Origin of the sequence: Streptomyces sp. NPDC046465 (assembly GCF_040646035.1) — a bacterium.
GTDB lineage: Bacteria > Actinomycetota > Actinomycetes > Streptomycetales > Streptomycetaceae > Streptomyces.
This window is the reverse complement of sequence record NZ_JBEYZK010000003.1, coordinates 274516-301301: the sequence shown is the minus strand read 5'-3', so window position 1 is coordinate 301301 and position 26786 is coordinate 274516. Positions and strand designations below refer to the sequence as shown.

The following is a 26786-nucleotide window of genomic DNA, read 5'->3' as shown; positions in this document are numbered from 1 at the left end:
CGATCTCCAGTCAGGCGGCGAGCGCGAGTCGGTCGGCTGTCAGCGCTCGGGCCGGTTCGCGATGTCCACGGCGACGAGCACAGCAACGACGGCGGCGAGGGCGACCATCACGACCTTGTAGCCCCACATCCAGCGGACGGCTTCCACGATGAACTCCATGGCTCCTCCTGCAGGTTGATGACCGACTCCGGGTGTCTATTTTCTAGACATACACACCATGGCACGACACTTGCTGACTGTCTACGGCTTAGACGGAACCCGTCTAGGAAACAGACACCGGGCATGAGACCATGCAGCTCATGACCACCGACTGGGAGAAGCAGCTCACCAAACGAGCAGCGGCAGTAGAGCAAGCCAAGAAGGCCCTCAACGAGGACATCGCTGCCGCACGCCTCGACGGGAGAAGCTTCCGAGAGATCGGCCGCTGGGCTCGCCTCAACCACGAGCGCGCCCGCACCATCTGCAAGGACATCAACGGTGACAGCCGCACCCGCGACGAGCGAGGCTCCGATGACTGACCTCGCCCTCTACCTGCCCGGCTCGGGCGCTCTCCCCCGCTGGGCGCAGATCACCGTCGGCATCGTAGTCCTGGGGCTGGTCGCTGCCCGTCTGTGGCTGCACTTCCGGCGCCGGCGGTAGGCAACTTCAACGGTTCCCGCCCTGCTCCCCCGCCTGGCGCGTCACACTGCCGTCATGGCAGTCCGCTTCGGAGTCCACGCTGACACGGAGCGGGAGTGCCGACAGGCCCTGGATCTCCTGTGTGCCCGGCTCGGTCTCGAGCCGTCCCTGCTGCCCCGGCTCCTCAGCGACGACCGGTGGATGGCCCGCGCCGTACCCGCACGACGGGGCGGAGGCCCGTCAGTCCCTGAACTGCCCCAGCCATGACCGGAGTGGGTGCGTCTGCGCGGCATGCCGGCCCGCGGCCTTCTCGCCCGTGGGCCCTGTGGCCGCCCACGCGGCTTTCGCCAGCAGGCAGCCGATCAAGCTCCCCGTGGTGTTGAAGATGACGTCGTCGATGTCGACGACCCGGCCCGCGTTCATCACCAGCTGCACGGCCTCGATGAACACGCTCAGGGCCAGGCAGCCCCCAACGACCCGCAGCACGGAAGGGCGCCGGGCTGCCGCGTAGGCGAACAGGCCGAGGGGCACGAACATGGCGGCGTTGGCGGTCTGCAGCACGAGGATCATGTGCCGTTCGCTGGCGTACAGGTAGTCGGCGCGGCTCCCCCACAACCCCTCACCCGGGACCAGGGCGACGTAGGGGACACCGGAGCCGATCGGCCGGTCCGGGACCACGGTGGCCGCCAGCGCTGCCACCAGACATGCCGCCCACATCACCCGGGTTGCCCGACGCTGCTGGTGCGGCGCCATCCGGCGCCACACGCCCAGCCCGGCGGCGACCGCGGCGACGGCTGCGAGGAACAGGGACACCGTCCACGCGTTCACATAGAAGACGATGCGCCACACGCCGGACTCCCCTGCCCCGCCGGGTCAGCAGTCGAGGTACTTGGAGATGTAGAACTTGCCGCGGTGCTTCATCTTCGCCCGGATGCAGGCGTCGTTACCCATCGGCAGGCGCTTGGAGAAGGCCGCGTAGCCGTTGCGGGTCTTCTTACTGCCGAGCCATTTCGACTCGGCGATGATCCCGGTGCGCTTCATCTTGATTTCGTAGCCCAGCTTGACGGTGATCTCCGGGCCTTGGTGGCGGGCGTAGTGGGCTTTGTACACGCCCGGCTTGTGGCCGCCGGCGGGGCTGGTCATGCACAGCCACCCGCGGTCCGTCTTCCCGCAGCCGTCGGGGTCCTTGACCGCGGGCGGCGCCATGCCGAGGCTCCCTGCCGCCAACAAGATCACCGCACAGATGGTGCCGAGCTGTCGCTTCACAGACGCTTCCCCTCGTCGAACCCCACCGGTACGGGCCAGCATCACGGCCGCGACGAGCAGGAATCCAGCGCCACACCGGGATGTTCACCCGCCCGAGTGCACCGGCCACCAGCAGGAACGATCCGCTTCGCACCGAGTCGCACCGATCCGGTGACGGCCGCGGCACCGAAGGCGGCGACCGCGGTCGCAACGGTCACGGGGCCGGACGCTCCGACGCTGATCGCGCCTGCCGTGGCGGCGCCGATGGCGGCCATGGACGCAGCCGTCGCAGTGGCCAGGCTTCTGGAGTTGGGGAGTTGAGGCATCGGGGTCTCCTTCAGATTCGGGTGGAGCTCCTGCCCCACCAGCTGGTGTGGTTGTAGACGGTGATCGTGTCGCCGCTGCGGCGTCCACCGATGCGGGCGGCCAGCAGAAGGAGGAGCAGGACGAGAGCGGCACTGGAGCCGCCGAAGGTGGCGATGCCCGCAGCGGCTTGGCCGAAGCCCCAGCCCACACCTGCACCGGCCGCGCCGGCTCCGATGCCGCCGCCGACCATTCGCTGAGCCTGTCGGTCGAGGAGTGGCTGCGGAGTCAGGTCGCGGGGCGGGCCTGCGGGCTCGGGCTGCACGTAGTAGCTCTTGGGGATGGCGACCATCTCGCCGGGCCGTTCGGCGGACGGCACCCATACGACCGCCTCGCGTTCGCCGTGCAGCTCGACCGCGGCAGGGTAGACGGGTCGCTGCCCGGCGGGGGCGGCGTAGCGCTGGTACCGCTGAGGCAGCGGACTGGTCATCGAGGCTCCTTCGGAGGGCGGGTCAGTTCCACGGGGCGGCAGCGCGTCGGCCACCGATCCATGCGTTGAGGCGGGATTCGTCGACGAGTGCTATGCCAACGCGTGAGGCGAACTGCTTCGCAGCGGGGGTGAAATGTGAGGTGGTGACGATGGAGGCGTGCGCGCAGCCGTGGGCGTCGCGGTAGGTCCCGTTGACCATCTGCACGTGCTCGTTGCCGACGCCGTTGCCACGCTGGTACCGCTTCGCCTGGATCAGTCCGCGGCGTCCGCGGGGATCGGTGTACAGGACGTCGGCGGCAAGGTCACCCGCGCCGCCGACCACGCGGACGCCCCGGCAGCCGTCGCGGCGACACAGGTCGGCGAGGAAGTGCTCGAACTCGACCGGCTCCAACTGATGCAGGTTGACCGCTCCCCGCCGTGCGGCTCTCGCCTTCCTGCGTATGCGCCTCGCGACGACCGTGGCGGCAACTGCGGCGGCGAGCACGAGGGCTGCGAGGGCAGGGTGATCGAATGCCGAGCGGAGTCCGGTCAGGAAGAGCACGGCAGTGGCGGTTGCTGCCCAGCCGTTGATGCGGTGTTTGCGTGGGGCCATGGTCAGTGCTCCGTTCGGGCGGGGTCGGCTAGTTGGTAGGTGCCGCGGCGTCCGGCAGGTTCGACGAGGCCGTCGTAGTTGTGGAGCTCCCCCATGGCGTTGTTGACGCTGCCGGGTGCGAACTCGGGGAGCCGCTTGCGGACATCCCGCAGGGCCATGGGGCCATCGGCAAGGACGTCGAGGATGCGCCGCTTGATGGCGCTGGCCGACAGGCTGTCGCTCTCGTCTTCGAAGAGCTCGCGGGCGTCGGTGACTTCCGCGGCGGTGTAATCGCTACTGCCGTCGACGTCGTCACTGGCGAGGAGCTGCTCGGCGTAGTCCAGCCACTTGGTGTAGGACTCCTGGAAGACGCGGTCTTCCTCGGGCGTCAGGCGCGGGAGCGGGGCGCTCTCCATGAGGGCGATGAGCCCGGGGTAGGTCTTGTTCTCCTTGCGGGCGAACCAGGTGCGGGAGAGGAACAGCGTGCCGCCCTGGATGATGTTGGCCATTCCGGCGGTGATGGGGCCGTTCTTGACCTCCATGCCGTGGAACGCGGCGTCCATGTCACTGCCGGAGCCCAGCTTGAAGTAGCGCGGGATGGGCTCCGGTGTAACGCCGGGGGGCAGCACTCCGTCGGTGGCCATGTGCTGCGTGGTGGAGGAGTTGGTGCGGCCCAGCCAGACGGTGCCGTTCTTGGAGTTGGCGCGGATGCGGTCCTTGTCGCCCAGGTCGGCGAGGTGGATGGACTGGGCGGCGAACCGGTTTCCCTTGCCGAGCTTGCGGCCTGTGGACTGGCTGTCGCCGACCAGACCAGTGACCCATTTACGGAACAGGCGGGGGACGGGGGAGTCGGCGGACAGGATCCGGTTGAGCTCATCGAGGGTTTCGTTGGCGATGCGCCAGGGCTGTCCGGGTTCGAAGGACCCCCACCCGTTGGCGGCGCTGATCCTCTCCCGGTATTTGCCGAGGTCGTTGGAGGCAGCGAGGGTTGCGGCCACCGCGGCGACACCCTTGCCGAAGTGGTAGACGCGACCTTCGGCTTCGGGGATCGACATGCCGTCTTGAGCGTCGGCGACGATGGAGACGATGCCGTTGATGCGTTCGGCGGCCAGCAGGGTGAGCAGGCTTACGGACTTCCCCGCGCCGGGCGCGCCGACATAGAGGTCAGTGACCGCGCCCATCTGCGGGTCGTAGAGCGAGACGCGGGCCTGGCGTCCGTCGGGCCGCAGGCCGATGGCGATGGTGCCGTCGGCGTCCATGGTGAGGTCCTCGACGGTGGCTTCGCGGACATTGAGCAGAGGGTGGTCCTGGTAGACGGAGACGACGCCGTCGGCCAGCCCATCAGTTTCGACGATGATGAGGCTGGCGTCCTTATAGCCGAGGGATCGGGCGACCTGCATCTGGTTGAGCTGAATCATCTGGTCGTCGGGGGCGGTGACGCGCAGCGCGATCCGGTTGGGCTCGATCCGGTAGTCGACCAGGAGCATGCCGGTGGCGCCCCCGTTGGGCCGGGCGAGCTTCTCTGTGAAGATGCGGTGGACCGGGTCGGTGTCCTGCTGGGCCAGCGCGTCGAGGGTGGGGCGGGCGGTCAGGAGTTTCCGGCCGGGCCCGGAGCCCTGAATGAGCTGCAGCTTCACCGTGCCTGGAGGGAGATCGAAGACTGCGGCGAGCGCGGTGTCGTTCAGGTCGGGTACCGCGTCGCCCGCCTCGGCGATGACGATGCCCCAGAAGTCGGGCACCGGCTGCCCGTCGAGGCCGGTGAACTGGGTGACGTTCGTCAGCTTGGTGGTCGCCGTGCCTTTCGCCGTGTCCCACTGCGCGGCCCGGTAGGTCGCGTAGCTGACCGGCACGGCCTGCACGGGCACCGGAGCCATTTCGGGAGCCTCGATCAGGAGTTGCTCGGGGGTGAGGCGCGCAGCAGCCGTGAGGGGGGTGGTGGCGGACATGACGGCTCCCCAGGCGGGGCCGAGCAGCCACTCCCACCAGGCGGCCCCCGGGGTGCAGAGCGCGGTGAGGTAAGCGCCGGCGCCGAGGACGGCCGGGGTGCAGCGGTGCGCGGAGCGCAGCAGAGTCCAGCCCAGCGGCTCGCGGTCGAAGCGCCGCCACAGCCAGACGATCGTCCCGACCCCGACTCCGGCGGCGCCGAGGTGGGCGGGCCACCAGTCCCCGGGCTGCTGCGGGGCGATGGTCAGGCCGAGCGCCGCAGCCCCGTAGACGAAGCGTTCCAGGCACTTGCGGCGGCGGATGCTGCGGGCGGGCACGATCCGCGGCGGCGTCGTCGGGGCGAGGTCGGGCAGTTTGCCGGTCAGGGCCACGGCCGTGTCCTTTCGAGTCGAGGTGGGCGGGGTCAGGGGACCTTGTTGAAGCCGGGCTTCGGCTGGTTATAGCGGGAGGATTTGGACAGCTCGTAGAAGCCGCCGTACTCGGTTTTGTGGGCGTCGTCGACGGCTTGGGCGCGGGCCTGCATGCTGTCGGCGGCCTCGGTAACGCCGGCGGCGTCGTCCGCGGCCGCGTTGAAGGCCTTGGACGCCTCCAGGGCGAGCCCCTGGTGGTAGGGGTCGACTCCGGCCTGGCTGAAGTACTCGGCGAGGCGCCGGGCGGTGGCCGCGTTGCGGTTCATGCGCCTCTCGAGGCGGTGCATGCCCTCCTTGAGGAGGATCGCGGCGGTGACCAGCGCGGTGATCCGGGCGGTCAGGGTGACGAAGTTGATGATGCCGTGGATCAGCCCCGACCACCGCGACGGTGCAGCGGGCGCGTCGACGGTGGCGGGCGGAGCGCTGGCGGTTGCGGCGGCTTCCGCACCGGTCTGCACCGCGGTCGGCTCGATGGCTTGCGCGTCGCTCACATGGGCCTCCTCAGGTCTGGTTGTGGATGGGGGCGGACGGGGCGGCCAGGCCGCGGTCGGCGGCTTCCTGCGTGTAGGGCCGGTAGGCGTCGTTGAGTTCGTTGTCGGCGGTCTCGCACGCCTCGGCCGCATAGAGCGCGGAGCGGTTCAAGTCCTCGGCGCTGGTGGCGAGGACGTCCATGGACTCGGCGAGGAACGCCATGGCCGCACTGAACTTGGGGCCGGTCAGGTTGTGCTTGGTCGCCAGGTAGGCGGCGAGCTGCTTGAAGGCGCCCCGCAGGGCACGGGCTCGCTGGGCCATGCGGCTGCTCTGCTCGTGGGTCGTGAACCCGTCGTTGGTGAGCTCGCCGAGCTGGTCGAGGGACTCATCGAGGGTGATCTCGGTTTCGTGTTCGGCGGCCATCTGCTGGCCGCCCATGGCGCGCGGGTGCGGGACCGTCATGCGGGGGCGCTCCTTGCCGGAGGTGCGGGAGTCCGGTGCGGCCGCGGGCGGCATCGGGTGGACGGGGCGGGGGCGGCTGGTGCCGGGACGCTGGGTGTGCGGCTCGGGTGCGGCGGGCAGGCCCGGGATGCCCTGGTCGATCGCGGCCGCGGGCGAGCGCTTCGGGTCGGGTTTGTCGGCGCGGCCCTCGCACCAGTGCCCGGTCTGCTGGGAGGCCTGGCCAGCGTTCTGGTACGGGCTGCGCCGCTGCGAATGACTGCCGGATGACGGTCCGGCACTGCCAGCGCCGTCCGGTCCGGGGGCGGGCGGCTGCTCGTCGGCCATGGGTGGGCCGAAGTCGTCGTCCCTCATCCAGCCGCTGCAGCCGCCCGCCTCGCGGCGGGCCCGATCGCGGGTTTTGGTCCACCAGTCCTTCACCCGGCTGCCGTTGTGGGTTCCGCCGCCGCCCGGCGTCTCAGGCTGCCGCTTCTGGCTGTTGCCGTGCGGTCCGGGCTTGGGGTTCTTCGACTTGGGTGTCGTGGACGCCTTGGGCTGCTGCTCCTGCTTCTTCCGCCGCTGCTTCTCCGTCTTCCATAGCGGTGGCGCCCCGCGGCCGCCGCCCCGCTTGGCCCACCGGTCGGTCGCCGCGGTCTGGGTGTCCTTCTTGAGGGCGTCCCACAGCTTCGTGCGGCGGGCTCCGGTGGTGTTCTTGGGCGTGCCGGGGGGCTTGGCGGTGGGGTCGGGTTTCGGTGTCTTGACCGTCGTGGGCCCGTTGCTGCCGGGCCGCTGCTTGGAGGCGTCCTTGGAACCGTTCTTGGTCTTCGGGCCCTTGGCGGGGTCGTGCTTCCACGCGACGGGCTTGTCGGGGTTCTTGCGGCGTTCCCGCAGCCGCTTCTCGGCGGCCCGCTGCGCATGGTCCTTCATCGCCTTCGGCAGCCGGGTGCGGCCGTCGTCCTTGCCGGGCAGGTGCTTCTTCAGGCCCGGCCCGGCGCCCTGGGAGGGCTGCACCGGCGACTTCGGTTTCTGCTTGCCCGGGGCGTCCGGCATCTTGGTGCGCGGCTTCTTGTCCGGCGCCTGAGGCGTCTTGCCGACGGCATCGTTCTTCCGGACGCCGGTGTCCGGCTTCTTGACACCCCCCGGGTCCTTACCCGAGCCGGAGCCGCGACCGCGGTCCTGGGTGGGCTTCGGGCCCCGGACGGTGTCCTTCTGCTTCACGCCGGGGCTCTTCGCCCCGCTAGAACCCGGCCCCTTGCCGCCCGCTCCCTGAGCGCCCCGCCCGCCGGCCGCCTTCTGGCCGAACTCCGCACTGGAAGGCACCCTGCTGTTCTGCTTGGCGCGCTGCGCGGCACTCTTGTCGCGGATCCCGCGAAGCGTCTGCGCATGCTTGGCCGCCGCCTGATCCCCGGCGGCGCCGCTCTTCGCGGCGGCCTCCTGACTGGCGTGCCCGGCCTGCGCCATCGCCAGCCTGTGCTTGGCGCGCGCCTCCCGCAGCGGCTTGGACTCCTCGGCCTTCTCCAGACGGCGTTGACGCCAGTCCTCCAGCACGATGCACGCCCCGCGCAACGCGGCCACGGCAATCGCCAGGACCGCGGCCATCGACAGGGCGCCCATCCGCGGCCCGGCCGGCTCGGGCGCATGGGGGCCGCGGAAGGTGTCGGGGAGACCGCCCTCCGGGCTGCCGGTGGCGACGACCGGGGGGCGGGCCAGGGCGGGGCTGTGCAGCGCGTCCAGAGTCTGCAGGGGACTGCGCCGCACCCGCGCTCCGCCGGTTCCGTTTGACGGTGCGGCAGCTGGCGGAGGCGGAATGACCGGGCCCGCCGGAGCCCCCTGGCCGGTGGAGCCGGCAGGCGGCACATTGAAGCCGATCCGGGGGAAGTTGAAGATCCGCGCATCGCCGTCAGAGCCGTGCTCGTCACTCATGGGAGCCTCCTTTCGGGGTTGACAGACAGTGATGATTCAGAGAGCCTCGCGCGCGCAGGTGCGCGCACGACGTGCGCGCAGGCTGGGCAACTCATCACCGCGTATCCGGGAGGTGATGATGACGAAGTCCAGTCACGCCTTGTGATGCTGGAAGAAGTCGTGCAGGTGGGACGCGAGCCGGTTCCACACCTCGGTGTCGCCGTGCTTCTGCGACTGCCGGGCGACCATGCGGCACGCGTCGTACCAGACCGCGGCGACCGCGTCCGGGCCGAGGAGAGCAGCGGCCTTCTGCCGCTGGTTCCAGTACTCCGCTTGGTTCTTCTGTCGGTCGATCGGGGCAGTCACCGCGCCTCCGGAAAGTCGTTGGCGAAGTAGCTGGTGATGTCCTCGAGCGGTTCACCGAACGCTCCGGTCGGCGGCTGCTGGAATCCGTGCGGGTGCACGTACACCGGCGGCGGGCTCTGCGGCATCGGCGGGGCTGCCTGGTTCTTCTCGGTACGCGGGTCGGCGGCCAGACCGGCGGCGGACTCGGCGAGGGTGCGGCCAGTGAGGGCCTGCGCCTTCCGCCGGGTCAACTCCCGCGCATCGCGGCGCTGCTGCTTCCTGGCCAGAGCCTTGGCGCGACGTTCAGGCAGGTCGAGGACCTCACTGCCGTAGGTGGCGTCGAGGGCTTCGACCTTCGCGGCGGCCCTCTCCAGGAGGCGGGCGACCTCGTCGACACGGCGGCCGACCTTGTGGGCACGGCGCTTGGCTGACCAGGGCTTGTCGCCGTCGATACGGGTCTGGCCGATACGGGCCTTGAAGATGAGGCCGAGCTGCCGGATTTCGGTGGCGTCGTTGACGTAGGTGTCGCGCTGATCGCTGGTGAAGTCGCGCATTCCGTCGCGGGTCAGCATCTCGCCGATGTCCATCGGGTTCACTCCCTGCCTGGGTCGGTCGTCGGTGCACGCGGCCACCGGCCGCGATAGCGGTTGTTCAGCTGGCTTCGGCGAGTGCCGCGGTGCGGACCTTGCGGCCGTAGCGGTCGCTGGTTTTGAGCTTTTTGCCGATGTCGGCGCCAGAGAGCTTCGGGTCGGCGTCGAGCCAGCGGCGGGCGGAACGGACGTGCTTGTTGAACGCCGAGTTCTTCTCGCTCTTGCGGGTCGTCCGGCGGTTCCGCCGTGCCGGTTCCGGGGCGCTCTTCGGTTCCGCCTCCGGGGCTGGTTCCGGCACGGCTTGTAGTTCCGGGCGCGGTTCCGCCCCCGCCGGAACCAGGCGGCGGTCGCGGTCCGGAACCGGAACCAGCACAACTCGGGCCGGAACTGGTTCCGCTGCGGTTCCGCCTTCTGGTTCCGCCTCGAACGGCGACGGCAGCACGATCGTCGACAGCGACTCGGCACTGCGCCGGGCCGCCAGAAGCTGCAGGAGGACGTCCCGCTGCCCGGCGTCAACACCGGCACCCGACCGGGCTACAGCTGCGGCGAGACGGTGCTTGCCCCATGCGCGCAGGCCGGTACGTGAGGCCAGCCGCACCGCACGCACGGTCGCCCGGTCGCGGGTGATCTGCTCCGCGGTACGGTCCCGCGTCGCCAGACCGAGCCGGGACAGCAGCCGCTCGCGCACCTCGCGTTCGATGACCGCCGGCAGGCTCGAGGAGAGGGCGCCCGGCTTGGCATGCCACAGCTCCAGGCCCATCGCCATGTGCCACAGGACCGCGGCCAGGACCGGGCCGACCACGGCGCGCACCGTGCCGCCCAGCACACCCGACTCGGTGTAGGCGGGGATGACCTGCACGAGGGTGACCGCCCAGACGAGAAGTCCCGGAGTTCCGGGGGTACCCCGTTCACGCAGGTTCTGCCGCGCCATGAGCGCGCAGGCGAACAGCGCAAGCTCCGCCGCGGCGAACATCACACCGCGCTCGACGCCCTCGGTCATGTCGAGCCGATGCTCAGCGAACCGCCAACTGGTGTCGGCGCTGTAGGCGGTGCAGCCGATCGCGGCGAAGGAAGCAACGACCACTGCCAGCGGCGGGCGCTTCCGCACCCTGTCCTTCCGGCGGCGGAGGAGCATGAAGAGCAGCGCCAAGCTGATCGCGCCGGGCAGCACCAGCAGCCACCGATCGCGCACCGTCGCCAGCACCAGCTCGGTCTCCATCACGACCGCCCGACCGTGTAGCCGCGGTAGCGGGACCGGGCACACGAGAGCAGGGAGGCGACGAACGCCAGGCCGAGGAGAGTGGTGCCGGCCGGATCAGCGAACAGCCAGCCGAACGCGGCGAGCGCGACCGACAACGCCTGCGGGCAGGCGATCACGAAGGCGATGCCGAGAATCCAGGCCAGGAATGCGGCAGGCCGCATGTCGTGGGTGTGCATGAGTAGTCCTCTCCCGGTGGGACGGTCATCCGTACAGTGCTCGGGCGCCTGCCAGCCGCAGGACGGTGTGGGCTTTCCGGGCGTGCAGCCCGGTCGTCTCGACTTGGTCGTCGTCGGCGGCGTCTCCGAGGGCTACGGCGGTGTCGAAGACGTCCTGCGCGGCGGCCAGCAGCTGCGGGTTGTCGGTGGCGAGGTGGATCGTGTCGAGGGCCGAGGTGAGTTCGGAGCGGGCGTCGTAGCGTTCCCGCCGCTCCTCCGGCCCGTCCACCCGGCCTTCCCGAGCGGCGGCCTTCGCCAGGAACGGGCTGGGGTAGGTACCGACGAACTCGCCGTTCTCGTCGGTGGCCTGCGTCGGCTGGTAGTCCCTGTCGCTCACAGCTGTCTCCTCCAAGATGGGAATGTGGGGGCGGCTAGCGGCCGGTGTAGGGCTGGGCGCGGCACTTCTCGGCGTGCGCCTGCGCCCACTCACGGGCCGCCTGCACCATCGGCAACACAGCCGCTGCAGTGACGTCGGCGTCGTCGTCCAGGAGGAAGTGGGCGTCGTGCTGCTTCTCGAAGTCGGGGCTGACGCAGCCGTGACCGTGGCACTTGGCGACGGCACCGACCCGCACCTGGATCTCCCAGCCGTACACGGGGCCCGGCTTCCGCTCCTCGCTCGACCGGACGACCGCGTGGACAGTGACCTGCGATCCGCCGGCCGTGCCGAAGCTGCCCGCCTCATCGCGGTCCGTGCTGCCGTAAAAGCTGCGCCCCTTGTCCGCCTCCGCCGCGATGGCCTTGCGGCGTGCTCGGACCATCTGGGCTACCTCAAACTTCAGGTCCGGGGCGATCGAGATGTACGTCATGAAGCCCTCCAGGGCTCGAAGAGAAGAGGAAGCCGTAGCGGCGGAGTGGAGGGGAACCGTGAACACCCGCCACCGAGGCGGCATGGGGTGGTCAGACCATGAGCCGGTGCTCGTCGACCATGTCGGCCGTGTTAACGAGGTACTCGACGGCCTGGTCGAGGAGGACCTGTCGCTTGCTGCCCGTTGATGTGACGGCGTCCGACAGGTACGCGGCGGCGGTCTCCAGATCCTCTGCGCCGTTGATCCCGGCGTTGTAGCCGAGACGGTGAGCAGCCGTCTGGAGCTGCCCGACGAGCTCCTGAGGGGTGGTAGCGGGCTTCTCCTCGGCGACAAACGCGATGTCGTTGACGAGGATCGCGGGGGCGATGGTGGCGGACATGGTGGCGGGCTCCTGGGCTAGTTGGGGTAAGCCGGGCCGTCGTATTCGACAGCGACGATCTGGGCCGTGGGGTTTTCGTCACGAGTGCGGAGGACGTCAGCGACAAGGCAGTCGAGGCTGTTGGTGGAGTTGAAGCTGAGGAGCGTCCCGGTTCGGCGGTCGTACAGCCGGTAGTTGATGTTGGTGTGGCTGACGTTCCGGTCGGGGAGGGCCTTTCCGTTCCAGACATCGGGCCGGTTGTTGGCCTCGGCCGCGAGACGGCCCTTCTTCCAGGCAGGGAGAGGCATGGCGGGTCCTTCCGAAGTCGGTGAAGTGGAGCCGTGGCGGCGGAGGCCTGGGGGATGTCGGCAACCCCGCCACCACGGCGGCAATGGGGACTAGCGTGTGGCGGCGGTGGCTACGGCGAGGATCTCCGCGTGGTCGAACGCGAGCATCGGCAGGCCATCCAGCGGCCACCACGCCGCGGCGGCAGCGTCATCACCGGCCGACAGCGGCGCCCCAGCGGGCAGGACCGTCAGGAAGGCCGCGGTCACGTACCGGCCGCGAGGATCACGGCCCAGAGCATCGAACACCCCGACCCGGCGGAGATCACGCACGTCGACCTCGACGCCCGTCTCCTCGGCCAGCTCACGGGCAGCGGCCGCGAGGGCGGACTCACCCGGATCGACGTGACCCCCGGGAAGAGCCCAATACCCCTTGAACGGGGGCTTACTGCGCTCCACCAGCAGGACGTGGCCATCCCGGGACAGGACCACAACATCAGCGGTGAAAACCTCGCGGGCAGTCACGACGACACCGCCCTCACCACGACGAGGAAGTCATCCGACGCGAGGTCCATCACAACCTCGGCCGGAACACCGGCCTCACGCTGGTCGCGGGCAAACTCCTCCGCCGACCAGCTGCCACGCGGACCACCCGCAGGGACACGGTGCAGGATGCGGCGACGGACGTAGGAGCCCGCAGCATGCGCGGCCACATCGGCGGGGCTCAGGGTCGGGGTGCTCATCACTTCGCCCCCGATTCGGCCAGCAGGCCCTCGATCCGCTCGACCAGGACCGCCGCCGTCACCGTCTCACCGGCGCCAGCGAACAGCACGGCATGCGCGCGCTCGGCATCCGCGGACGCCTCAGACCACACCAGGTCCGCGATCTCGTGAGCCTCCCGGATCGCCCGCTCCCGGGCCTCACGGGTACGCCACGAACCATGCCGGTTCACCGACCACGCCTCATACGCAGCCTCGTTCGCGGCGGCGGTGTCGGGCGTCAGACGCGCACTCATCGTCAACGTGAACCGCAACTGCTCCGACGAAAACACCCGGTCAGGAGTGCGTGCGATACGGCTAGCGAAGTCCGACAGAACCTCACGGGTGAACGCAGGAGTGGGTGCGGGGGATGCCGTGGCCATCACGACCTCCCCGCGCTAGTCGTGATGAACGGGGCGGGAAGCTTGGGCAGGTCGATGTCGAAGATCTGCGCGAGCAGATAGCGGGCCATCGTGTCGTGCTCCAGCTCCGAGCGGCCGGTCGGCATAGTCAGGAAGACGTCACCGTCCTTGCGCTGAACGACCGCGCCGAAGAAGCCGGGGTCCGTGGTCGAGCTGTCGATCAGCTCGGCGTTGTTCTCGACGAGCAGCCGCTCGAGGGGAGCCGACAGTAGACGGTCGGCAGTCGAGGCCGACGCGGGGGGTGCGATAGCCCCAGCAGATGCACCCATAGAATGAGCAATAGCCATCAGAGTCTCCTCTACAGACCTGATCGGTTAGGCCCTGCCGCGGTGTGTGGAAGCCCGTGGCGGGGCCGTTTGCATGCCTGGGCCATGCGGGCGGTGGAAGACGCCTGCCATGGTGGCACTCCACCAAGATAAGCCCACGTGTGGACTGGTGGCAATCCACCGTGCGAAGATTTCTCCATGCCGCATGGAGTCCACAAGAAGACAGCTCGCACGTACCGGCCCGAACCGGACCTGCACGCGCGCGCCGCAGCGGCCGTGAAGGCGATGGACTCCGATATGAACGCGTACATCTGCGCGTTTTTGAGCTGGCTTGCACACGACACAGATGACCTTCCGAGGCGACCTCCGAAGCCGTCTCCAGCACCGTAATCTCTGGATCTTGTCGTCACGAACGCTCCTCGTGGCGCGGCGGGGATTCCCGCCTCTCGCCAGTAAGGACACCGCCTACGCGGGGTGTGACGGCAGCCTGAGAGTCGATCACTCACAACTCACTCATAGGCACAGGGGGCGGCCATGCAGGCGGCAGCCGAGGCGTTCATCGCCGAGCTGAAGCACTGGCGTGACATTCGCGGCAAGAGCCAGTCGAAGCTGGCGCGCGAGGTCGGCTACACGCCGTCCTACGTGTCGAAGGTCGAGGGCGGACAGCTGCCCGCCTCCGAGGAGTTCGCCAACCTGGCGGACGATGCCCTGCAGGCTGGCGGGGCGATCCGCCGAGCGTTCCGGGACATCGTGAAGCACGGCCACCCCGTGGCCCCGCACCCTGCCTCGAACGGCGAGGACTCGCACACGACGAACCTGATCGTCGAGCACGAGGACACGACGCTGCACTACGACGGGCACGTCTACCAGGCCACGCAGCGCCGCCGCCTGTACAACGACTCCCCCGACCCGGTGACCCGCTACCTCATCCGGATCTCCGTCGACCGCTACCCCGGCGACCCTGAGCGATCAAACGAACACTACCGGCAGAACCCGCTGACCTGGGAAGAGATCAGCCTCAGCGCCGCGTTCGACGGCGAGCCGCTGACGTGGCGGGTAAAGCATGATCGTGACGCGTTCAAGGAGCTTTGGCTGCTCTTCGACCAATCGCCGCTATATCCTGGCGAATCCGCCTGGCTTGAGTACAGCTACACCGTTGGTGACGACAAGTGGGGATCTTGGTTCCAGCGCGCGGTACGTCTCCCGACGCACCGCATGAGCGTGCGCCTCGACTTCCCGGCTGAGATCGACCCCACTGTGTGGGGCACCGAGACGACCATGACCGCCGAGGGCGGCCCCCTGCGGACGCCTATCCGGCGCGCCGAAGCGGGCGGCCGACGGATCTACTCGTGGTCGACGGAGGACCCTCCGCTACACGCCAGGTACCGGCTCGAATGGAAGTTCCGCCAGCGCCCCGACCTCGAGGAGTCCCAAAAGGTGACAGAGACCGTGCCCGAAGCGACGGCCAGCGAGAGGATGCGCGCCGTCGGCGTCGTCCAAGAGGGCGACCCGATCCTCGCCAAGACTGCGCGTAGGTTCGATCTCCCGGCCGAGGCCGAGGATGCCCGCAGAGTCGTCGCCGAGCTGGTCTCCGCGTGCGAACGGGCCGCTACGGTCCACGTGTTCGGCAAGGGCATGGGTATGGCCGCACCTCAGGTCGGCATCGACCGGGCTGCGGCGATCGTCCGCACCCCCGACGGTGAGTCGATCACGCTGTTCAACCCGACGATCGTCGAAAAGTCGCCGGACAGCGACGAGCAGTACGAGGGCTGCCTCTCGTTCTTCGACGTCCGGGGCAAGGTCCCCCGCCCGCTCGCCGTCTCTGTCGAGCACACCGACATCGACGGCACCGAGCGCATCACCATTTTTGAGCGCGGCCTGGCCCGCCTCGTCGCTCACGAAGTCGACCATCTTCACGGCCAGTTGTACCGGTCGCGAATGCGGGACGGCGTCGAGCCCATCCCCGTCTCCGAGTACCGCGGGACAGGCAAGACATGGAGCTACGGAGGGCGTCCGAGTGACTGAACGGACGGCCCTGTACCGGTACTTCGACGCCGACGGCGTACTGCTGTACGTCGGGATCTCGAACAATCCCGACTTCCGCAGCAGGGCGCATCTCTACGAGCGACGACCGGACTCGTGGCCGAAGCGGGCGGTGCGCCGCGTCGACGAGTGGCTACCGACACGCCCCCTCGCCCTTCGGGCAGAAGAGGAGGCGGTCAAGACCGAGAAGCCGCTCTACAACCGCAAGCACAACTACGACGACGTGGAGTTCGACCCGACGTCGTGGACCCCCGTCACCGCACGCCTCAAGGTCGTACCGGTCGCTGAGCTGATGCGTTGCGAGATCCTGGGCGGTGCCTGGCCTGTGGGCTACCGGATCCCTTCGTTGCGGACTCTCGGCACTGCTGCCGGGGTAAGCATGCGTATCGCGAGCAAAGCAGCCGGACTACTTCAGCGTGAGGGTCTCCTCCGCTTCGAGTCGGGGCACGGGCTATTCGTGGCACCGCACCCCCAATGCCTCCGCCGTGCCGCTTGATCCGACCGTCGTCGCAGCGGTGGTGCAACACGAGGGCGACGTCCTCCTGATCCGCCGCACCGCCCCTGAGGCCGCCCTCGTCTGGCAGTTCCCCGCGGGGAAGATCGACCCGGGCGAGACGCCGTTGAATGCCGCGGCCCGGGAGGCGCTGGAGGAGGCGGGCGTCACGGTCGAGCCGCTCCAGGTGATCGGTGAGCGGGTGCATCCGGTGACGGGGCGGCGGGTGGTGTACGTGGCGTGCCGGTGGGTGTCCGGTGAGGCACGGGCGGCGTCGCCGCGAGAGGTGTCGGCGGTGGAGTGGGTGACGGTGGACGAGATGCAGGCGTGGATCCCTGGCGGCGTGTACGGGCCGGTGTGGGAGTACCTGGCGGGGCCTTCTCGACCTTCCTGACATACCGATGCCCCATATCGGTGCGGGGGCATCGTGTTGCTACGGCTCGTCTCTGTCATCGTCGGCTTGGGCTTGGTCATCGATGGTGATACGGACGGCTGCACCGGGACCATGGATGCGGGGCCTGTCGATGATGGCCTGCACGGCGTCCGTGATCTTTCCCTGGATGTGGTCGGCGATGGCTCGGGTGACCGGGCTGTCCGTGTCGCGGGTGACGTGGGCCAGGCTGATGATGGCGGCGACGAGGCTGGGGCCGGAGAGTCGGACTTCGACGAAGCCGTCCTGATCGTTGACGGCGCCAGGGATGTGGAAGTGCTCGGCGTTACCTGCCGTCTGGACGAGGAACGCCCAAGTATCGCGGTGGGCTTCGAGGGTGGCGTGGGCGACGCCGGCTGCGGCCGTGAGGATTGCGCTGTCGGGCATGTCGGGGTCGTAGTCGACGGGCTCGGTGAGGGCGACGACGCGCTCGCTGTCGGTTTGCTCAGCGGGTTCCGGCCTCGGCGTTGGGGCGGGCTCCTGTGCGGTCTGCGGGGCGGGAGGCGCTTGGTCGCCGAGTGCTCTGAGTTGACCGTCGAGGCCGTTGACGCTGCCGCGGATGGCGACGAGTTCGGTGCTGATTCGTGTGAGTGGGTCGCCGATCGTGTCGCGGGTGCGATCAAGTCCGTCGCGGATCACAGCCCGGTTCTCGGTGAGGCCGGTGTTGATGGCGGCGGTGGTGTCTTGCCGAATCTGATCGATGGCAAGTTGCTGGTCGGCGGCCTGTTGCTTAAGCGCCGTGACGTCTGTTCCGATCTGGCTCAGCTGCGCGATCAATTGCCGTAGCAGCTCTGCGTTGTCGTTGCCGAAGATCGCCATAGGCCCCCCTGTGGTCGTCAGCTGACGTCGCCAGAGTGGAGGCCCATTGAATGGTCGACAAGCGCGTGAACCGGCCAATGGGGGCGCATACCCGGCGCGCGTACCATGTCGCTCTACGTACCGTCGGCCTGCCCGTCATCGTCGGCCAGCGTCGGGGCCGCGCTGCTGTCCCTCGTTGGGCTTGAGTCGTGCCGTGTCGGGGTCCCGCTCGGGTGTGCGGGGGTACGGTCGTTTCATGGATGATGCGCGGCAGGATGCGGCTTCGAGGCCGCGGCCGGACTATCCGCCGAAGACTCCTCCGCCTCCGAAGAAGCCTCCGTCTCCGCCGCCTCCGGAGCCTCCGACGAAGCGGGCTGCGGCGCCTCCCACTCGTCGGCGTCCGTCGGTGTTGATCGCGAATCGGCGTGCGGCCAACTGGCCTCTGGAGAACGCTCCGTGGTCGGAGAAGAAGGCCGGAATGCGGGTGGTCGAGCAACTGCGCGCCTGGGGGTACCTCGGCGCCGCGGCGCAGCAAGAGCGGTATGCGGCGGTGGCCCGGCGTCTGACTCGGGCCGCGCTCGGGGATGGCGGCCGGCGCATCACGGTGCATGTGGCCGATCAGGACGGTGCGGCGCTCATCATGGTGTTGTCCCACCTCGACGGGCCGGGTGCGGCTGATGAGTCGTTCCTGCCGTCGGTCGCGACGCTCGGGGTGCTGTCGTGCGGCGCGGACACCGACGGGGATGAGCCGGGCAACCGGCGCTGGGCGCTGCTGGAGCTGTGACGCTGTTGTGCGCTCCACGTGTGCCCTTCCGCTGGAGCAGTCGTTGTCTGAGGCTGGGTTGAGGTGTCGGGAAGGGGTGCACGATGGCCGATTGCGATCATGAGTGGACGCAGTGGAGTGGCAAGCAGCGGTGTCGTAAGTGCGGGGCGACCGCGTAGCGTACTTTGCGGAAGGGGCTTGCTTCGGCGACCTCTTCCGTCGCGTTGAGGGGTGTTTGTGATGCCGCGTGTGGCCTGGCGTGATCTGCCTGGCGAGGTTCGCAGCGCCGTTGCGGGTGCGGCCGGGCCGGTGCTGGATGTAACCGCGGTGGAGTTCGGCTTCACCTGCTCGCTGGCGGCCCGCCTGGATACGGCGGACGGGCCCGTCTTCGTGAAGGGTGCCCCAGATGCGGAGGGCCGGGCCGGGCAGCGCTGGGAGCAGCTGGTGGCGCCGGTGGCGGGCGCCGTGTCACCGGCGCTGCGGTGGCGGGTGGAGGCGGCGGGCTGGGAGGTGCTGGGCTTCGACTGGGTGGACGGTCGGCATGCGGATCTGTCCCCCGGCTCGGCGGATCTGCCCCTTGTTGCGCGGGCGTTGACGTCGGCGGCCACGGTTCGGGCCCCGCATAAGGTGCCGCAGTTGGCGGTCCGGCTGGCCTCGTTCCTGGATGCGGAGGAGGCTCGTCTGCTGGCCGGCGGGATGCTGCTGCACACGGACACGAATCCGCACAACCTTCTGGTCGGCGGTGGGCGGGCGTGGTTGGTCGACTGGGCGATGCCTGCGGCGGGTCCGGCGTGGGTGGATGCGGCGTGCACGGCGGTGCGCCTCATGGAGGACGGGGCGACGGCAGGTCAGGCGCTGGACTGGCTGGACCAGTTTTCGGTATGGACGGGCGCGCACGCCGGGGCGGTCGCTGCGTTCGTTGCCGGGACGTGCCGGCAGTGGGAGGCGCAGGTGGGGCGGGTCGACTGCCTGCCGAGTAACGGGCGGTTCCGGTCGCTGCTCGCCGGGGCCCGCGTGTGACAGCGTCCGGCGCCGCCCGGGGGCGATTCTCCCCTGGCTTGGTGCCGCCCTACCGTCCGCTGGCTTGCCCGTCGTCTTCGTTGTCGGCCATGGTCCCGACTTCGCCGGTTCCGCCGCACGCGTCGCACTGAACGACGGTCTCGTTCCCGTTGGCGTCCTGCACGGTGATGGTTCCTCCGACGCAGTTGCCGCAGGCGGGCATGCGTTCCTCCAGGAGCCGTCGGGTCGCGTTGATGAGGCGCGTGTACCGCCAGTCCTGCTCGAGGGCGGGGATGTGCTGGCGATCAACCCAGGCCATCAGGTGCTCCTTGTGTCGCTGTCCAGCGTCTCGCCGGGCTGGCCAGGTGGCAACGCCCGGTGTCCGCCTCAGTGGCAGCTGCAGTCGCAGTGCACGCCGGTGAACTTGTGATTTCGTCGGCACCGCTGGTGCATGCGGTGGGCCCACTCCTCGAGGTCCCCTGCCTGGCCGGGGTGCCGGTCCGCGGCGGCGGTGAGGGCTTGGGCGGTTTCACAGGCGGTCGACGTGTACGACGGGACGTCGATGAGCTGGAGGATGTCGTCGGGGAGCTGTTCTCGGGTGTCGCCGGGCGGGGGCGGGGTCCAGTCGGTCACGGCTGCTCCCGTGGGTCAGAGTGCGTCGACGATCTCGACGACGGTGATCGTGACGGTGGTGTCGCTGACGAGGATCACCACGACGAGGCGGCTGAGTCCAGCGGTGCGCATCCGGACGGGCCCGGGGACGTCATGTCCGTAGGGTTCGGTGACCCACTCGTGTTCCGTGGGGAGGCGGTCGAAGAAGGCGATGAGCTCGGCCTGGTCTCCTACGGGCAGTGTCTTGATCTGCCGGCGGATGCTGGGCGGAACAATGAGCTCGTAGGTCACGCCGCGTTAGTCTGCCGCTTCGCCGTGCTCTCTCGCAGCTCGTTCAGGAAGTCGCCGGTGCCGCCGTCGTCGGCGTACTCCGGCGGGAGCTGCCCGTCGTGAGTTCGGGCGTACTCAAGCACGTCGTCCACGTGCGGGGCGGTCTCGGTCTGCCAGCGCTCGACGAAGGTCTGCCAGCGGGCGAGGACGTCAGGGAGGTCCGGGAGCGGGGTGAGGTTGACCTCGCGGAGGAACGTCTGGCGCATTTCCGCGACGGGGATCGCGTGAGTGATCGCGTCGATGGTCCACGGCCCGCCGCTCATCGCTGCCTCCGGGTGAAGATGGCTTTTCCATGTCGAGCGTACCGAGACCGATACCGTTCTGATACCGGTCTCAGTGTTGTCGCAGGTCAGATCGCGTCACTCGCGTGCCCTGGTCGGCGTGCGGAGGGGACGGCGGCCAGCCCGTGTCCGCTCCGGCAGATCGCCGGTTGTGCGGGTCATGGATGACGACGAGCCCCTGCTCCCCCTCCTGTCGCTGGCCGAGGCGCACGACGTGCTCGACGTGCTGGCCGCGATCGCGTCCGGCGACCAGCCGGATGTGGAGGCAGCGGGGGTGCTGCTGTCGAATTTGGCCGCCCGGGTGCCGTCGCGGGGGTGACGGCGCTGGTGGGCGGGGCGGCCTCATAGGTCGATGTCGAGGGTGGAGTCGGCGAAGGCCATGCCGCCGGGGCCGCCGAGGCTGATGGGCAGCATGAGTACGAATCGGTCGCCGCGTTCGAAGTGGTAGCCGCGGCCGGGAATGGTCAGCCAGTACCGGGTGACGAGCCGTCCGGCAGGATCGTGTACGGATACGACGTCGCTGTCTTCGACGGACCCGGCCACCCGGATGACGGCACCGGCTTCGAGGTAGAGGCTCCCGTCCCTGAACTCCATCTTCGCGATGTCGAACCGGCGGTCGATGTCCAGGCGCGGATCGTGAACGATTACGGTGCCCAGTTTCATGGCGTGCTCCTTGCTGGTGGGACGGGTGGGCGGCGGCGCGGCTGACGGCACCTGGTCACTCGTCTCCCTGTTCGACGTCCCAGTTGCGGTCGTTCGCGGCTGGCTCGGCGATCGACGGTCCGGCGAGGTGTTGGGGTTGTCCTCCGGCGCGGTCGGTGGCTTCGTGCAGGACGGCGCTGAGGTCGTCGACTCCGGCTTTGCTCACGGCCGGGTCCGGGTCGTCGAGCTGTGCGAGGCCTCGGCGGTGGCGGGCGGACAGGGCCGGGTCGTCGGCGATGATCGTGTCCCGGGCCCAGGCCAGCAGCCGGGCTCGGGCGGCGGTAATCAGGTCCACGGGGCAGGGCGCGGGCGGGGTGGCGGTCATGCGGCGCTCTCCTTGGCGGGTGGGATGAGTCCGCGCCGTCGGGCCGTCTCGACGGCTGCGGCGCGTCGTTGGCCGCGGGGCAGGTGGGTGACGCCGAGGCGGAGGTACCCCTCAGAGAGCCGCGAGGAGACCTGTTCGCGGGTGATACCGAGCCGCCGGGCGACGACGGCGAGGGGGGCGCCGTCAGCTGCGGCGGTGAGGACTTCGGCCTGCCGGGCCGTGAGGGGCCGTCGGGGCGGCCCTGGGGGTCTGCCGGGGCGACCGCGGAGGATTCCGGCCTGGCAGGCGAGGAAGACCGCGTGCGGGGCGTTGAGCGCTCCGAGGCGCACCATGAGGCGGCTGGCGCTGCCCTTGGCGCCATCGATCCCAACCGAAAGGTGTTCACCGATCTCTGCGTAGGTGAAGCCGTTGGCGATCAGTTGGAGGACCTCGAGCTCACGGGTGGTCAGGTTCGGCGCGGTCCTCACAGCCACTCCCCTGCGGGCACATCCTGCACGTCGGCCCACTGTTCCTCCGTGACGTGCTGCCCGCGTATGTCGGCGGGGCGTTCGTCGGGGTCGGGTTCGGTGAACAGGTCGGCGTCGGAGGGGCCGCAGGGTTCGATGGCCATCCGGGTGGTCATGACGCACCTTCGTTGATCTCGGCGACGGCGATGGCGGCGTTCACCGCTTCGGTCAGGCTGGTGCACACCGGAACGCCGTGCCGACGGGCCACGTAAATCAGGTACCGGTTGCGTTCCGGATTGGGGCAGTCCGGGGGGCAACCGAGGACTGTCTTGCCACTGCCAACGTCCAACCCGAACTCAACGTTCGTGGTGAAGCCGGGGAGCGTCTGGAGGTCGCGGGGAATCCAGAACAGGATCGCGCTGGCGGCCTTCCGGGCGGCGGTCTCCCAGCCGGCCTGGTCGTCGTAGTGGGCTGCGCGCTTACCGCCCCGCGATTCGGGTGTGAGGACTGTGAGTTGCTGTTCTCCGTTCCATTGGGCGGCGAGCTCGGTGATGGCGGCCGGGCGCCAGGATTCGACGTTCCCGCCTGCGCGCGGAGTGGGCCCAGCGAGGAAGACCTTGGGGACGCCGGTGGGGATCTCCTCGCGGGCATAGACGACGTTCACCCCGTCTTCGGCCCCGGCGGCCTTCATCGCTGCTTCCTGCTGCGGGGTCCACGGGAGAAGTAGTTTGTCGTCCGCGCTGCGAGGGAGTACGTGAAGGTGCAGGTGGTAGACGCTTTGAGTTGCCTCGGAGCCCTTCGAGGTGATGATGTTCGCGCTCGGCATCTCGGCCATCAGCTCGGCGGCGCACGCCATGGTGCGGGCCGACACCGTCGGGTCGGTGCCGGCGTCGGCGACGTGGGTGCGCGGGATGACCAGGACGTGCCCGTCGTTGACGCCGCCGCGCGGCTTGATGGCGAGCGCGTCGCTCCACTCTCGCAGGATCGTCGCGGGGGCACGTGCGGCGACTATTTCGCAGAACGGGCAGGGCTCTGGGCTGGTCACGGGGTCCTCCTGGGCTGGGATTTCGGCGGGAGTCGCCCTTCCCGTTTGGCTTTCTCGCGGAGGGCTTCCTCGATGACGCGGGCGGGGATCATGCCGGGGAAGCAGCGGGCGAGGATCTCCCCGGCTGCGGCGTTGACGTACTTGCGGGCCTGCGGACGGCGGGCGCCCGAGCGCGGGGCGGTCATGAGGCGGCTCTCCGTCGCCCGCTGTACCAGGGCAGTGCGAGCCCGTCGTTCTCGGCGCGCGGAAGCAGGTGCTGGTGAAGGTGGAAGACCGACTGCGTGGCGGCACGCCCCTTGCTGGTGATCAGGTTCGCGCTCACCAGGCCGAGATCGCGGGCGAGTTCGGCGGCGCACTGGGCGGTGATCCCGGTGATGTACGGGTCGTCGGCGAAGTCGGCTACATGGTGCTTCGGAATGACGAGCAGGTGGCCGTCGACCACGGGGTCAAGCGGGACGATGGCGAGGGCGCTACCCAATTCGCGGACGATCTCGGCGGGCGCACGTCCGAGGACGATCGCGCAGAACGGGCAGAGTTCGTGGACGTGCACGTGTGCTCCTTCGGGTTGGGGGTGGGCGGCGGCCGTGACCGCCACCCACCGGGGCTAGTTGGGGGGCTCGAGGATGTATCCGGTGCGGCGGGGCTGCCCGTCCTTGGTGAGGGCGCTCTCGTGGAGCTTGGTCGCTTCGATGGCGCGGCGCCGGATCTCTCGGCCGTCGCGGGTGACGGTGACGATGTCGACCTTGCCGAAGCCCCACACACCGGGGATCGTCTGCACCTTGCCGACGACCTTGACGCGCGTCAGACCATCGACCGGGTGATGGCGGCTGGAGAGGCTGCGGTAGATCTGGCCGGGCTCGATGGGCATCACGCCACCTCCCCGTCCGGATCGACCTCGGGGTGCGTGAACCAGACGGGCTTGCCGAGCTCCCGCGCGTAGGCGATCTCCGCACGGGTCGAGTCGCCGACGTAGTCCCCGACGACGATCACCCGGTGAGCGAGACGGATCTTCTGCCGGTGCTGGTCATCGAGGCGGATCTTCAGGGCGTCCGCTTCGACCGGGTCGGCCCACAGGCGGTGCGCGATCTTCATGTTGCAGTCGGGCTTCAGCACCAGCGCGCCGACCACCGACTCCTCGATGGCAACCTCGGCCATCTGGTCGGCGAACCGCATCGAGCCGCACAGGACAACGACGTCTTCGATGCCGAGGGCCTTCATCCCCTCGGCCAGCTTCTCTTCCGGGGTGAGCAGTTGCGAGTAGGACATGGTTCCTCCTGGGGCTAGTTGGTGGGTGCGGGTTTCGTTGCGGGCCAGGACCAGCCCATGCGTGCCCGGTGCTTCCCGTCGTGTCCGGGTACGCGGTTGCATGGCCGGGGCTGGTACGTCGAGGGGACGAGGTTGGCGGGCCCGCCGATGTGGCCGCACTCGGGATCCCCGGGGGTGGCGAAGTCCTTGAACCAGTCCAAGTGCAGGAGCGTGGATGCGTCGTCGCTGTAGCAGATGTGGATCTGGCAGGAGCCGCAGAACTCGCACTCGCGGCATTCGTCGAGGCGCCACGGGTCGACCTGCAGTCCGAAGTGGGCGAGGTATCGCTCGTTGGCGCACGGCGTTCCGTGCTTGCCGGTCCAGGTGACCTGGTCGTCAGCCATCACGCCTCCCTGGCCTGCTGCTCGTCGTCGAAGTGGCGGTTCACGACGGCGCCCACGCTCTCGGCGGCTATGGCGAGGACGCGGCCGCCGCAGAAGTGGCACACGGTGTCGTCGCTGACCTCGGCGGGCGTGAGGGGCTGGGTGTCGGATTCCTGCCGCGCGCAGATGACGCAGAACAGCCGGGCTCCGGACGTGCGGTACGCCACGGTCTTCGCCTCGTCGGCCATGCGGCGGAGGAACGCGACGGCGCCGGACCAACTCGCGATGCTTGGGGCTCGGTAGCGGTCGATGTACGCGGCGAGTCCGTCGGCAGCCTCACCCAGCACGGCGGCCCGGTCGGCGGGCGCGGGGAGGATGGCCAGGACGGCATCGGCGCAGCAGTCGTACTCGTCAGCCGGGGCCTGCTCGCCGAGGTGGACCATGCCGTGGTCGCGCAGGGCGTCGGCGAGGCGTTGCAGTCCGGCCTGCGCGTCGAACGGGTAGCGGGTGAGAAGGGCGGCCAGCACCCGGTCGGCGATGTCGTCGGGATACCGGGCAGGGCAGTCCCGGATCACACCACGGAGGAAGGTGCGAAGGTCGGCGACGGCGGGCTCGGATGGGGTGGCGATCGCTGTGCGCAGCTCGTCGATGTCAGCCCTGACGAGCCGTGCCCACGGATCGCGGTCGGACTCTTCGAGCACATCCTGGAAACCCTTGGCGTGGGCGACGAGACGGTTGACGAGCTTCCGAATGTCGGCCGACATCCCCACGGGGAGGGCTGCCAGGACGGCGTCGGCCGCCTCGTAGCAGGGCATGGTCGGCCAGCCAGGGACGTCGACGCCCGCGATCGCGGCAGCCACCCGCTCGCGGAGGTCGGCGTCGGCAGGCGCAGACGGCGTCTTGTCGAAGGCGCCGCCGTACATGACCTCCAGCTCGTGGCGCATCCGCGCGTTCTCGGGACGCAGCCGCTCCGCCTCTGCCTCGGCCTGCTCGGCTCGCTGGCACTGCGCCATCAGTTCCCGGTGACAGCCACGGTGCTTCAGCGCGTCGGCGGCGGTGGACTGCATGCCGCGCTCCATAGCAGCCGCCCGCTGCTCCGCTTTGATCGCGGCCTGCGCGTACTCGCCGAGCAGCGGAGCACGGCGGGTCAGCTCGCCGGACAGGACACGGGCGCGCGCTCGAGCGTTCTGCCACGCCAGCTGGTACCGGTCGGCGAGCGGGGCGGGCTCGTAGTGCTCTTCGTAGTCGGTCTCACTCATGGTCATCTCCGGTCGGGTCTGAGAGGGTCGGGGGTGCAGCGCCCGGCTACGACCCGGGCGCTGCGCTGGCGTGATCACGGGGTGAGATCGTTGGCCTTGATGTCGATCGGATGGTCCGGGCAGTAGTCCCTGCCCTCCTGGTCCGACCATCCGTCAGCGGCAAGGTCACGGGCGTGCTTAGCGGCCTGCTCCTCGGGCGCGGTCGTCTGGCAGAAGGCGGTGATTGCGTAGGCGTGACAGCGCTTGTAGTCGCTGTCCTCGTAGTCGCACGTGGTCTGGCTGGTGGTCTCACAGTTGCTGCGCATCAGGGGCTCCTTCGGGTCGGGTCAGAGATGACAGGGCGGGTCGCGCCGGGTCGGCGTGGTGGACGTGCGTCTGCTGGTCGGTCCATCCCGGCGTCCACCCGGACGTGATCGCCTCGGTCAGCGTTTGCAGCACGTCGCGGTAGGCCGTCAACTTCCGCCGGTATCCCTCGAGCTGCGCACGGAGCGTGTCAGCGTGACGGGGCTGCTCGACGGCCCAGCGGATGACGCCGGACTCGTTCACGTAGATGAGCCGGACGTAGGTCTCGATGCGTTCCCCGACCACAGCGAGGAGGGCGCCGGGGGTCGCCCACTCGTCGAGGACGAGCGTCGCTCCGTACTCGGCGACGTGCCTTGCGTGGCTGCCCGCCTCGATGAAGTGGACATCAAGGCGCCCGGTGAAGACGTCGGGGCCGATGTCGAGGCGGCGTCGGCCGTGCTGGTCGTGCACCCACACCGATTCGCCGCGCTGGGTGACGGTCCAGCCGTCGGGCAGGACCATTTCGCGCAGCGTCGGCTTGCCGGGCTGGAGGGCGCCGTAAGTGGCGCCAATGTTGTGGAGTTGCGCAGCCCGGTGGTCCGGGGCGATGACGGTCGGCGCTGACGTAGTGGAAGTGGTCACGGTGCTGCTCC

At 69.5% G+C, this 26786-nt stretch carries 45 protein-coding genes; 8 read left to right on the top strand and 37 right to left on the bottom strand.

Annotation, left to right across the window (positions count from 1 at the left end):
• Nucleotides 1-299 precede the first annotated feature (299 nt).
• The gene (locus tag ABZ953_RS06840; RefSeq protein ID WP_361717867.1) at nt 300-518 is read left to right on the top strand and encodes a hypothetical protein; all 219 of its coding nucleotides are present in this window, start codon (nt 300-302) and stop codon (nt 516-518) included.
• Nucleotides 511-639 carry a hypothetical protein gene (locus tag ABZ953_RS06835; RefSeq protein WP_361717864.1) on the top strand — a complete coding sequence of 43 codons (129 nt, stop codon included), beginning with the start codon at nt 511-513 and terminating at the stop codon, nt 637-639. Before ABZ953_RS06840 ends, ABZ953_RS06835 begins: the two co-directional genes overlap by 8 nt.
• 219 nt (nt 640-858) lie before the next feature.
• On the opposite strand, the gene ABZ953_RS06830 is transcribed toward ABZ953_RS06835, so the two are convergent.
• From ABZ953_RS06830 to ABZ953_RS06740, 19 genes are all read right to left on the bottom strand, one after another.
• Entirely contained in the window at nt 859-1467 is a 609-nt protein-coding gene (locus ABZ953_RS06830) for a VanZ family protein (RefSeq protein ID WP_361717861.1), read from the bottom strand.
• 24 nt (nt 1468-1491) lie between these two features.
• A complete protein-coding gene (locus tag ABZ953_RS06825) occupies nt 1492-1884 on the bottom strand; it encodes a hypothetical protein (RefSeq protein WP_361717858.1) in 393 nt (130 codons plus the stop codon).
• A gap of 316 nt (nt 1885-2200) precedes the next feature.
• A complete protein-coding gene (locus ABZ953_RS06820) occupies nt 2201-2656 on the bottom strand; it encodes a hypothetical protein (RefSeq protein ID WP_361717855.1) in 456 nt (151 codons plus the stop codon).
• A 22-nt stretch (nt 2657-2678) separates the two neighbouring features.
• Entirely contained in the window at nt 2679-3248 is a 570-nt protein-coding gene (locus ABZ953_RS06815) for a restriction endonuclease (RefSeq protein ID WP_361717852.1), read from the bottom strand.
• Between the two features lie 2 nt (nt 3249-3250).
• The gene (locus ABZ953_RS06810; RefSeq protein WP_361717850.1) at nt 3251-5542 is read right to left on the bottom strand and encodes a hypothetical protein; all 2292 of its coding nucleotides are present in this window, start codon (nt 5540-5542) and stop codon (nt 3251-3253) included.
• Nucleotides 5543-5574: 32 nt separating this feature from the next.
• Nucleotides 5575-6072 (bottom strand): conjugal transfer protein TraB, encoded by a 498-nt coding sequence (locus tag ABZ953_RS06805; protein WP_361717847.1) that lies wholly within the window; start codon nt 6070-6072, stop codon nt 5575-5577.
• Between the two features lie 10 nt (nt 6073-6082).
• Nucleotides 6083-8413, bottom strand: a complete 2331-nt coding sequence (locus tag ABZ953_RS06800; protein ID WP_361717844.1) for a hypothetical protein — start codon at nt 8411-8413, stop codon at nt 6083-6085.
• A gap of 132 nt (nt 8414-8545) precedes the next feature.
• Entirely contained in the window at nt 8546-8758 is a 213-nt protein-coding gene (locus ABZ953_RS06795) for a hypothetical protein (protein WP_361717841.1), read from the bottom strand.
• Nucleotides 8755-9324: a hypothetical protein gene (locus ABZ953_RS06790; RefSeq protein WP_361717838.1), complete on the bottom strand. Its 570-nt coding sequence runs from the start codon at nt 9322-9324 to the stop codon at nt 8755-8757. Before ABZ953_RS06790 ends, ABZ953_RS06795 begins: the two co-directional genes overlap by 4 nt.
• A 64-nt stretch (nt 9325-9388) precedes the next feature.
• The gene (locus ABZ953_RS06785; RefSeq protein WP_361717835.1) at nt 9389-10546 is read right to left on the bottom strand and encodes a hypothetical protein; all 1158 of its coding nucleotides are present in this window, start codon (nt 10544-10546) and stop codon (nt 9389-9391) included.
• Nucleotides 10546-10764 carry a hypothetical protein gene (locus ABZ953_RS06780; protein WP_361717832.1) on the bottom strand — a complete coding sequence of 73 codons (219 nt, stop codon included), beginning with the start codon at nt 10762-10764 and terminating at the stop codon, nt 10546-10548. The genes ABZ953_RS06785 and ABZ953_RS06780 overlap by 1 nt, the downstream gene beginning before the upstream one ends.
• Nucleotides 10765-10789: 25 nt before the next feature.
• Entirely contained in the window at nt 10790-11140 is a 351-nt protein-coding gene (locus ABZ953_RS06775) for a hypothetical protein (protein ID WP_361717829.1), read from the bottom strand.
• A 34-nt stretch (nt 11141-11174) separates the two neighbouring features.
• Nucleotides 11175-11609, bottom strand: a complete 435-nt coding sequence (locus tag ABZ953_RS06770; protein ID WP_361717826.1) for a hypothetical protein — start codon at nt 11607-11609, stop codon at nt 11175-11177.
• A 91-nt stretch (nt 11610-11700) separates the two neighbouring features.
• Nucleotides 11701-11988: a hypothetical protein gene (locus ABZ953_RS06765; protein ID WP_361717823.1), complete on the bottom strand. Its 288-nt coding sequence runs from the start codon at nt 11986-11988 to the stop codon at nt 11701-11703.
• 17 nt (nt 11989-12005) lie between these two features.
• Nucleotides 12006-12275 (bottom strand): hypothetical protein, encoded by a 270-nt coding sequence (locus ABZ953_RS06760; RefSeq protein ID WP_361717820.1) that lies wholly within the window; start codon nt 12273-12275, stop codon nt 12006-12008.
• Between the two features lie 90 nt (nt 12276-12365).
• Nucleotides 12366-12776 (bottom strand): NUDIX domain-containing protein, encoded by a 411-nt coding sequence (locus ABZ953_RS06755; protein WP_361717817.1) that lies wholly within the window; start codon nt 12774-12776, stop codon nt 12366-12368.
• Nucleotides 12773-12964: a hypothetical protein gene (locus ABZ953_RS06750; RefSeq protein ID WP_361718261.1), complete on the bottom strand. Its 192-nt coding sequence runs from the start codon at nt 12962-12964 to the stop codon at nt 12773-12775. Before ABZ953_RS06750 ends, ABZ953_RS06755 begins: the two co-directional genes overlap by 4 nt.
• Nucleotides 12965-12993: 29 nt before the next feature.
• Complete coding sequence (locus ABZ953_RS06745; RefSeq protein ID WP_361717814.1) at nt 12994-13392, bottom strand: hypothetical protein; 399 nt, start codon at nt 13390-13392, stop codon at nt 12994-12996.
• Nucleotides 13392-13700 (bottom strand): hypothetical protein, encoded by a 309-nt coding sequence (locus tag ABZ953_RS06740; protein WP_361717811.1) that lies wholly within the window; start codon nt 13698-13700, stop codon nt 13392-13394. The genes ABZ953_RS06745 and ABZ953_RS06740 overlap by 1 nt, the downstream gene beginning before the upstream one ends.
• 531 nt (nt 13701-14231) lie before the next feature.
• On the opposite strand from ABZ953_RS06740, the gene ABZ953_RS06735 reads away from it, so the two are divergent.
• From ABZ953_RS06735 to ABZ953_RS06725, 3 genes are read left to right on the top strand one after another with little or no spacing between them, the layout of a single operon-like run.
• On the top strand, nt 14232-15722 hold the full coding sequence (locus ABZ953_RS06735) for a peptide deformylase (RefSeq protein WP_361717808.1): 1491 nt from the start codon (nt 14232-14234) through the stop codon (nt 15720-15722).
• Nucleotides 15715-16236: a GntR family transcriptional regulator gene (locus ABZ953_RS06730; protein WP_361717805.1), complete on the top strand. Its 522-nt coding sequence runs from the start codon at nt 15715-15717 to the stop codon at nt 16234-16236. The genes ABZ953_RS06735 and ABZ953_RS06730 overlap by 8 nt, the downstream gene beginning before the upstream one ends.
• On the top strand, nt 16226-16627 hold the full coding sequence (locus tag ABZ953_RS06725; RefSeq protein ID WP_361717802.1) for an NUDIX domain-containing protein: 402 nt from the start codon (nt 16226-16228) through the stop codon (nt 16625-16627). The genes ABZ953_RS06730 and ABZ953_RS06725 overlap by 11 nt, the downstream gene beginning before the upstream one ends.
• A gap of 39 nt (nt 16628-16666) precedes the next feature.
• On the opposite strand, the gene ABZ953_RS06720 is transcribed toward ABZ953_RS06725, so the two are convergent.
• The gene (locus ABZ953_RS06720; protein WP_361717799.1) at nt 16667-17482 is read right to left on the bottom strand and encodes a hypothetical protein; all 816 of its coding nucleotides are present in this window, start codon (nt 17480-17482) and stop codon (nt 16667-16669) included.
• Nucleotides 17483-17867: 385 nt separating this feature from the next.
• On the opposite strand from ABZ953_RS06720, the gene ABZ953_RS06715 reads away from it, so the two are divergent.
• Both ABZ953_RS06715 and ABZ953_RS06710 read left to right on the top strand, forming a co-directional pair.
• Nucleotides 17868-18245 (top strand): hypothetical protein, encoded by a 378-nt coding sequence (locus ABZ953_RS06715; RefSeq protein ID WP_361717796.1) that lies wholly within the window; start codon nt 17868-17870, stop codon nt 18243-18245.
• 219 nt (nt 18246-18464) lie between these two features.
• Complete coding sequence (locus ABZ953_RS06710) at nt 18465-19244, top strand: aminoglycoside phosphotransferase (protein ID WP_361717793.1); 780 nt, start codon at nt 18465-18467, stop codon at nt 19242-19244.
• A 49-nt stretch (nt 19245-19293) separates the two neighbouring features.
• On the opposite strand, the gene ABZ953_RS06705 is transcribed toward ABZ953_RS06710, so the two are convergent.
• From ABZ953_RS06705 to ABZ953_RS06690, 4 genes are all read right to left on the bottom strand, one after another.
• Nucleotides 19294-19542 (bottom strand): hypothetical protein, encoded by a 249-nt coding sequence (locus tag ABZ953_RS06705; protein WP_361717790.1) that lies wholly within the window; start codon nt 19540-19542, stop codon nt 19294-19296.
• 68 nt (nt 19543-19610) lie between these two features.
• A complete protein-coding gene (locus ABZ953_RS06700; RefSeq protein WP_361717787.1) occupies nt 19611-19856 on the bottom strand; it encodes a hypothetical protein in 246 nt (81 codons plus the stop codon).
• 15 nt (nt 19857-19871) lie between these two features.
• Nucleotides 19872-20126 carry a hypothetical protein gene (locus ABZ953_RS06695; RefSeq protein WP_361717784.1) on the bottom strand — a complete coding sequence of 85 codons (255 nt, stop codon included), beginning with the start codon at nt 20124-20126 and terminating at the stop codon, nt 19872-19874.
• Complete coding sequence (locus ABZ953_RS06690; protein WP_361717781.1) at nt 20123-20428, bottom strand: hypothetical protein; 306 nt, start codon at nt 20426-20428, stop codon at nt 20123-20125. The genes ABZ953_RS06695 and ABZ953_RS06690 overlap by 4 nt, the downstream gene beginning before the upstream one ends.
• A 178-nt stretch (nt 20429-20606) precedes the next feature.
• Between ABZ953_RS06690 and ABZ953_RS06685 the strand changes: the two genes are divergently transcribed.
• Complete coding sequence (locus tag ABZ953_RS06685; RefSeq protein ID WP_361717778.1) at nt 20607-20765, top strand: hypothetical protein; 159 nt, start codon at nt 20607-20609, stop codon at nt 20763-20765.
• A 23-nt stretch (nt 20766-20788) separates the two neighbouring features.
• Here the strand turns inward: ABZ953_RS06685 and ABZ953_RS06680 are convergent, their stop codons facing one another.
• The 13 genes from ABZ953_RS06680 to ABZ953_RS06620 all read right to left on the bottom strand — a co-directional run bounded on the left by ABZ953_RS06680 (nt 20789) and on the right by ABZ953_RS06620 (nt 26775).
• Nucleotides 20789-21109 (bottom strand): hypothetical protein, encoded by a 321-nt coding sequence (locus ABZ953_RS06680; RefSeq protein WP_361717775.1) that lies wholly within the window; start codon nt 21107-21109, stop codon nt 20789-20791.
• A gap of 55 nt (nt 21110-21164) precedes the next feature.
• Nucleotides 21165-21473 carry a hypothetical protein gene (locus ABZ953_RS06675; protein ID WP_361717772.1) on the bottom strand — a complete coding sequence of 103 codons (309 nt, stop codon included), beginning with the start codon at nt 21471-21473 and terminating at the stop codon, nt 21165-21167.
• Nucleotides 21470-21940 carry a LuxR C-terminal-related transcriptional regulator gene (locus ABZ953_RS06670; protein WP_361717769.1) on the bottom strand — a complete coding sequence of 157 codons (471 nt, stop codon included), beginning with the start codon at nt 21938-21940 and terminating at the stop codon, nt 21470-21472. The genes ABZ953_RS06675 and ABZ953_RS06670 overlap by 4 nt, the downstream gene beginning before the upstream one ends.
• Nucleotides 21937-22095: a hypothetical protein gene (locus ABZ953_RS06665; RefSeq protein WP_361717766.1), complete on the bottom strand. Its 159-nt coding sequence runs from the start codon at nt 22093-22095 to the stop codon at nt 21937-21939. Before ABZ953_RS06665 ends, ABZ953_RS06670 begins: the two co-directional genes overlap by 4 nt.
• Complete coding sequence (locus ABZ953_RS06660; RefSeq protein WP_361717763.1) at nt 22092-22964, bottom strand: nucleoside 2-deoxyribosyltransferase domain-containing protein; 873 nt, start codon at nt 22962-22964, stop codon at nt 22092-22094. Before ABZ953_RS06660 ends, ABZ953_RS06665 begins: the two co-directional genes overlap by 4 nt.
• Complete coding sequence (locus ABZ953_RS06655; protein ID WP_361717760.1) at nt 22961-23149, bottom strand: hypothetical protein; 189 nt, start codon at nt 23147-23149, stop codon at nt 22961-22963. Before ABZ953_RS06655 ends, ABZ953_RS06660 begins: the two co-directional genes overlap by 4 nt.
• Nucleotides 23146-23514: an HIT family protein gene (locus tag ABZ953_RS06650; protein WP_361717757.1), complete on the bottom strand. Its 369-nt coding sequence runs from the start codon at nt 23512-23514 to the stop codon at nt 23146-23148. The genes ABZ953_RS06655 and ABZ953_RS06650 overlap by 4 nt, the downstream gene beginning before the upstream one ends.
• 54 nt (nt 23515-23568) lie before the next feature.
• Nucleotides 23569-23832: a hypothetical protein gene (locus tag ABZ953_RS06645; protein WP_361717754.1), complete on the bottom strand. Its 264-nt coding sequence runs from the start codon at nt 23830-23832 to the stop codon at nt 23569-23571.
• Nucleotides 23832-24230, bottom strand: a complete 399-nt coding sequence (locus ABZ953_RS06640; protein ID WP_361717751.1) for a hypothetical protein — start codon at nt 24228-24230, stop codon at nt 23832-23834. Before ABZ953_RS06640 ends, ABZ953_RS06645 begins: the two co-directional genes overlap by 1 nt.
• A 14-nt stretch (nt 24231-24244) precedes the next feature.
• Nucleotides 24245-24613 carry a hypothetical protein gene (locus tag ABZ953_RS06635; protein WP_361717748.1) on the bottom strand — a complete coding sequence of 123 codons (369 nt, stop codon included), beginning with the start codon at nt 24611-24613 and terminating at the stop codon, nt 24245-24247.
• Nucleotides 24613-25851: a hypothetical protein gene (locus ABZ953_RS06630; RefSeq protein ID WP_361717745.1), complete on the bottom strand. Its 1239-nt coding sequence runs from the start codon at nt 25849-25851 to the stop codon at nt 24613-24615. The genes ABZ953_RS06635 and ABZ953_RS06630 overlap by 1 nt, the downstream gene beginning before the upstream one ends.
• A 74-nt stretch (nt 25852-25925) precedes the next feature.
• Nucleotides 25926-26156 (bottom strand): hypothetical protein, encoded by a 231-nt coding sequence (locus tag ABZ953_RS06625; RefSeq protein ID WP_361717742.1) that lies wholly within the window; start codon nt 26154-26156, stop codon nt 25926-25928.
• Complete coding sequence (locus ABZ953_RS06620; RefSeq protein ID WP_361717739.1) at nt 26140-26775, bottom strand: hypothetical protein; 636 nt, start codon at nt 26773-26775, stop codon at nt 26140-26142. The genes ABZ953_RS06625 and ABZ953_RS06620 overlap by 17 nt, the downstream gene beginning before the upstream one ends.
• Nucleotides 26776-26786: the final 11 nt, after the last annotated feature.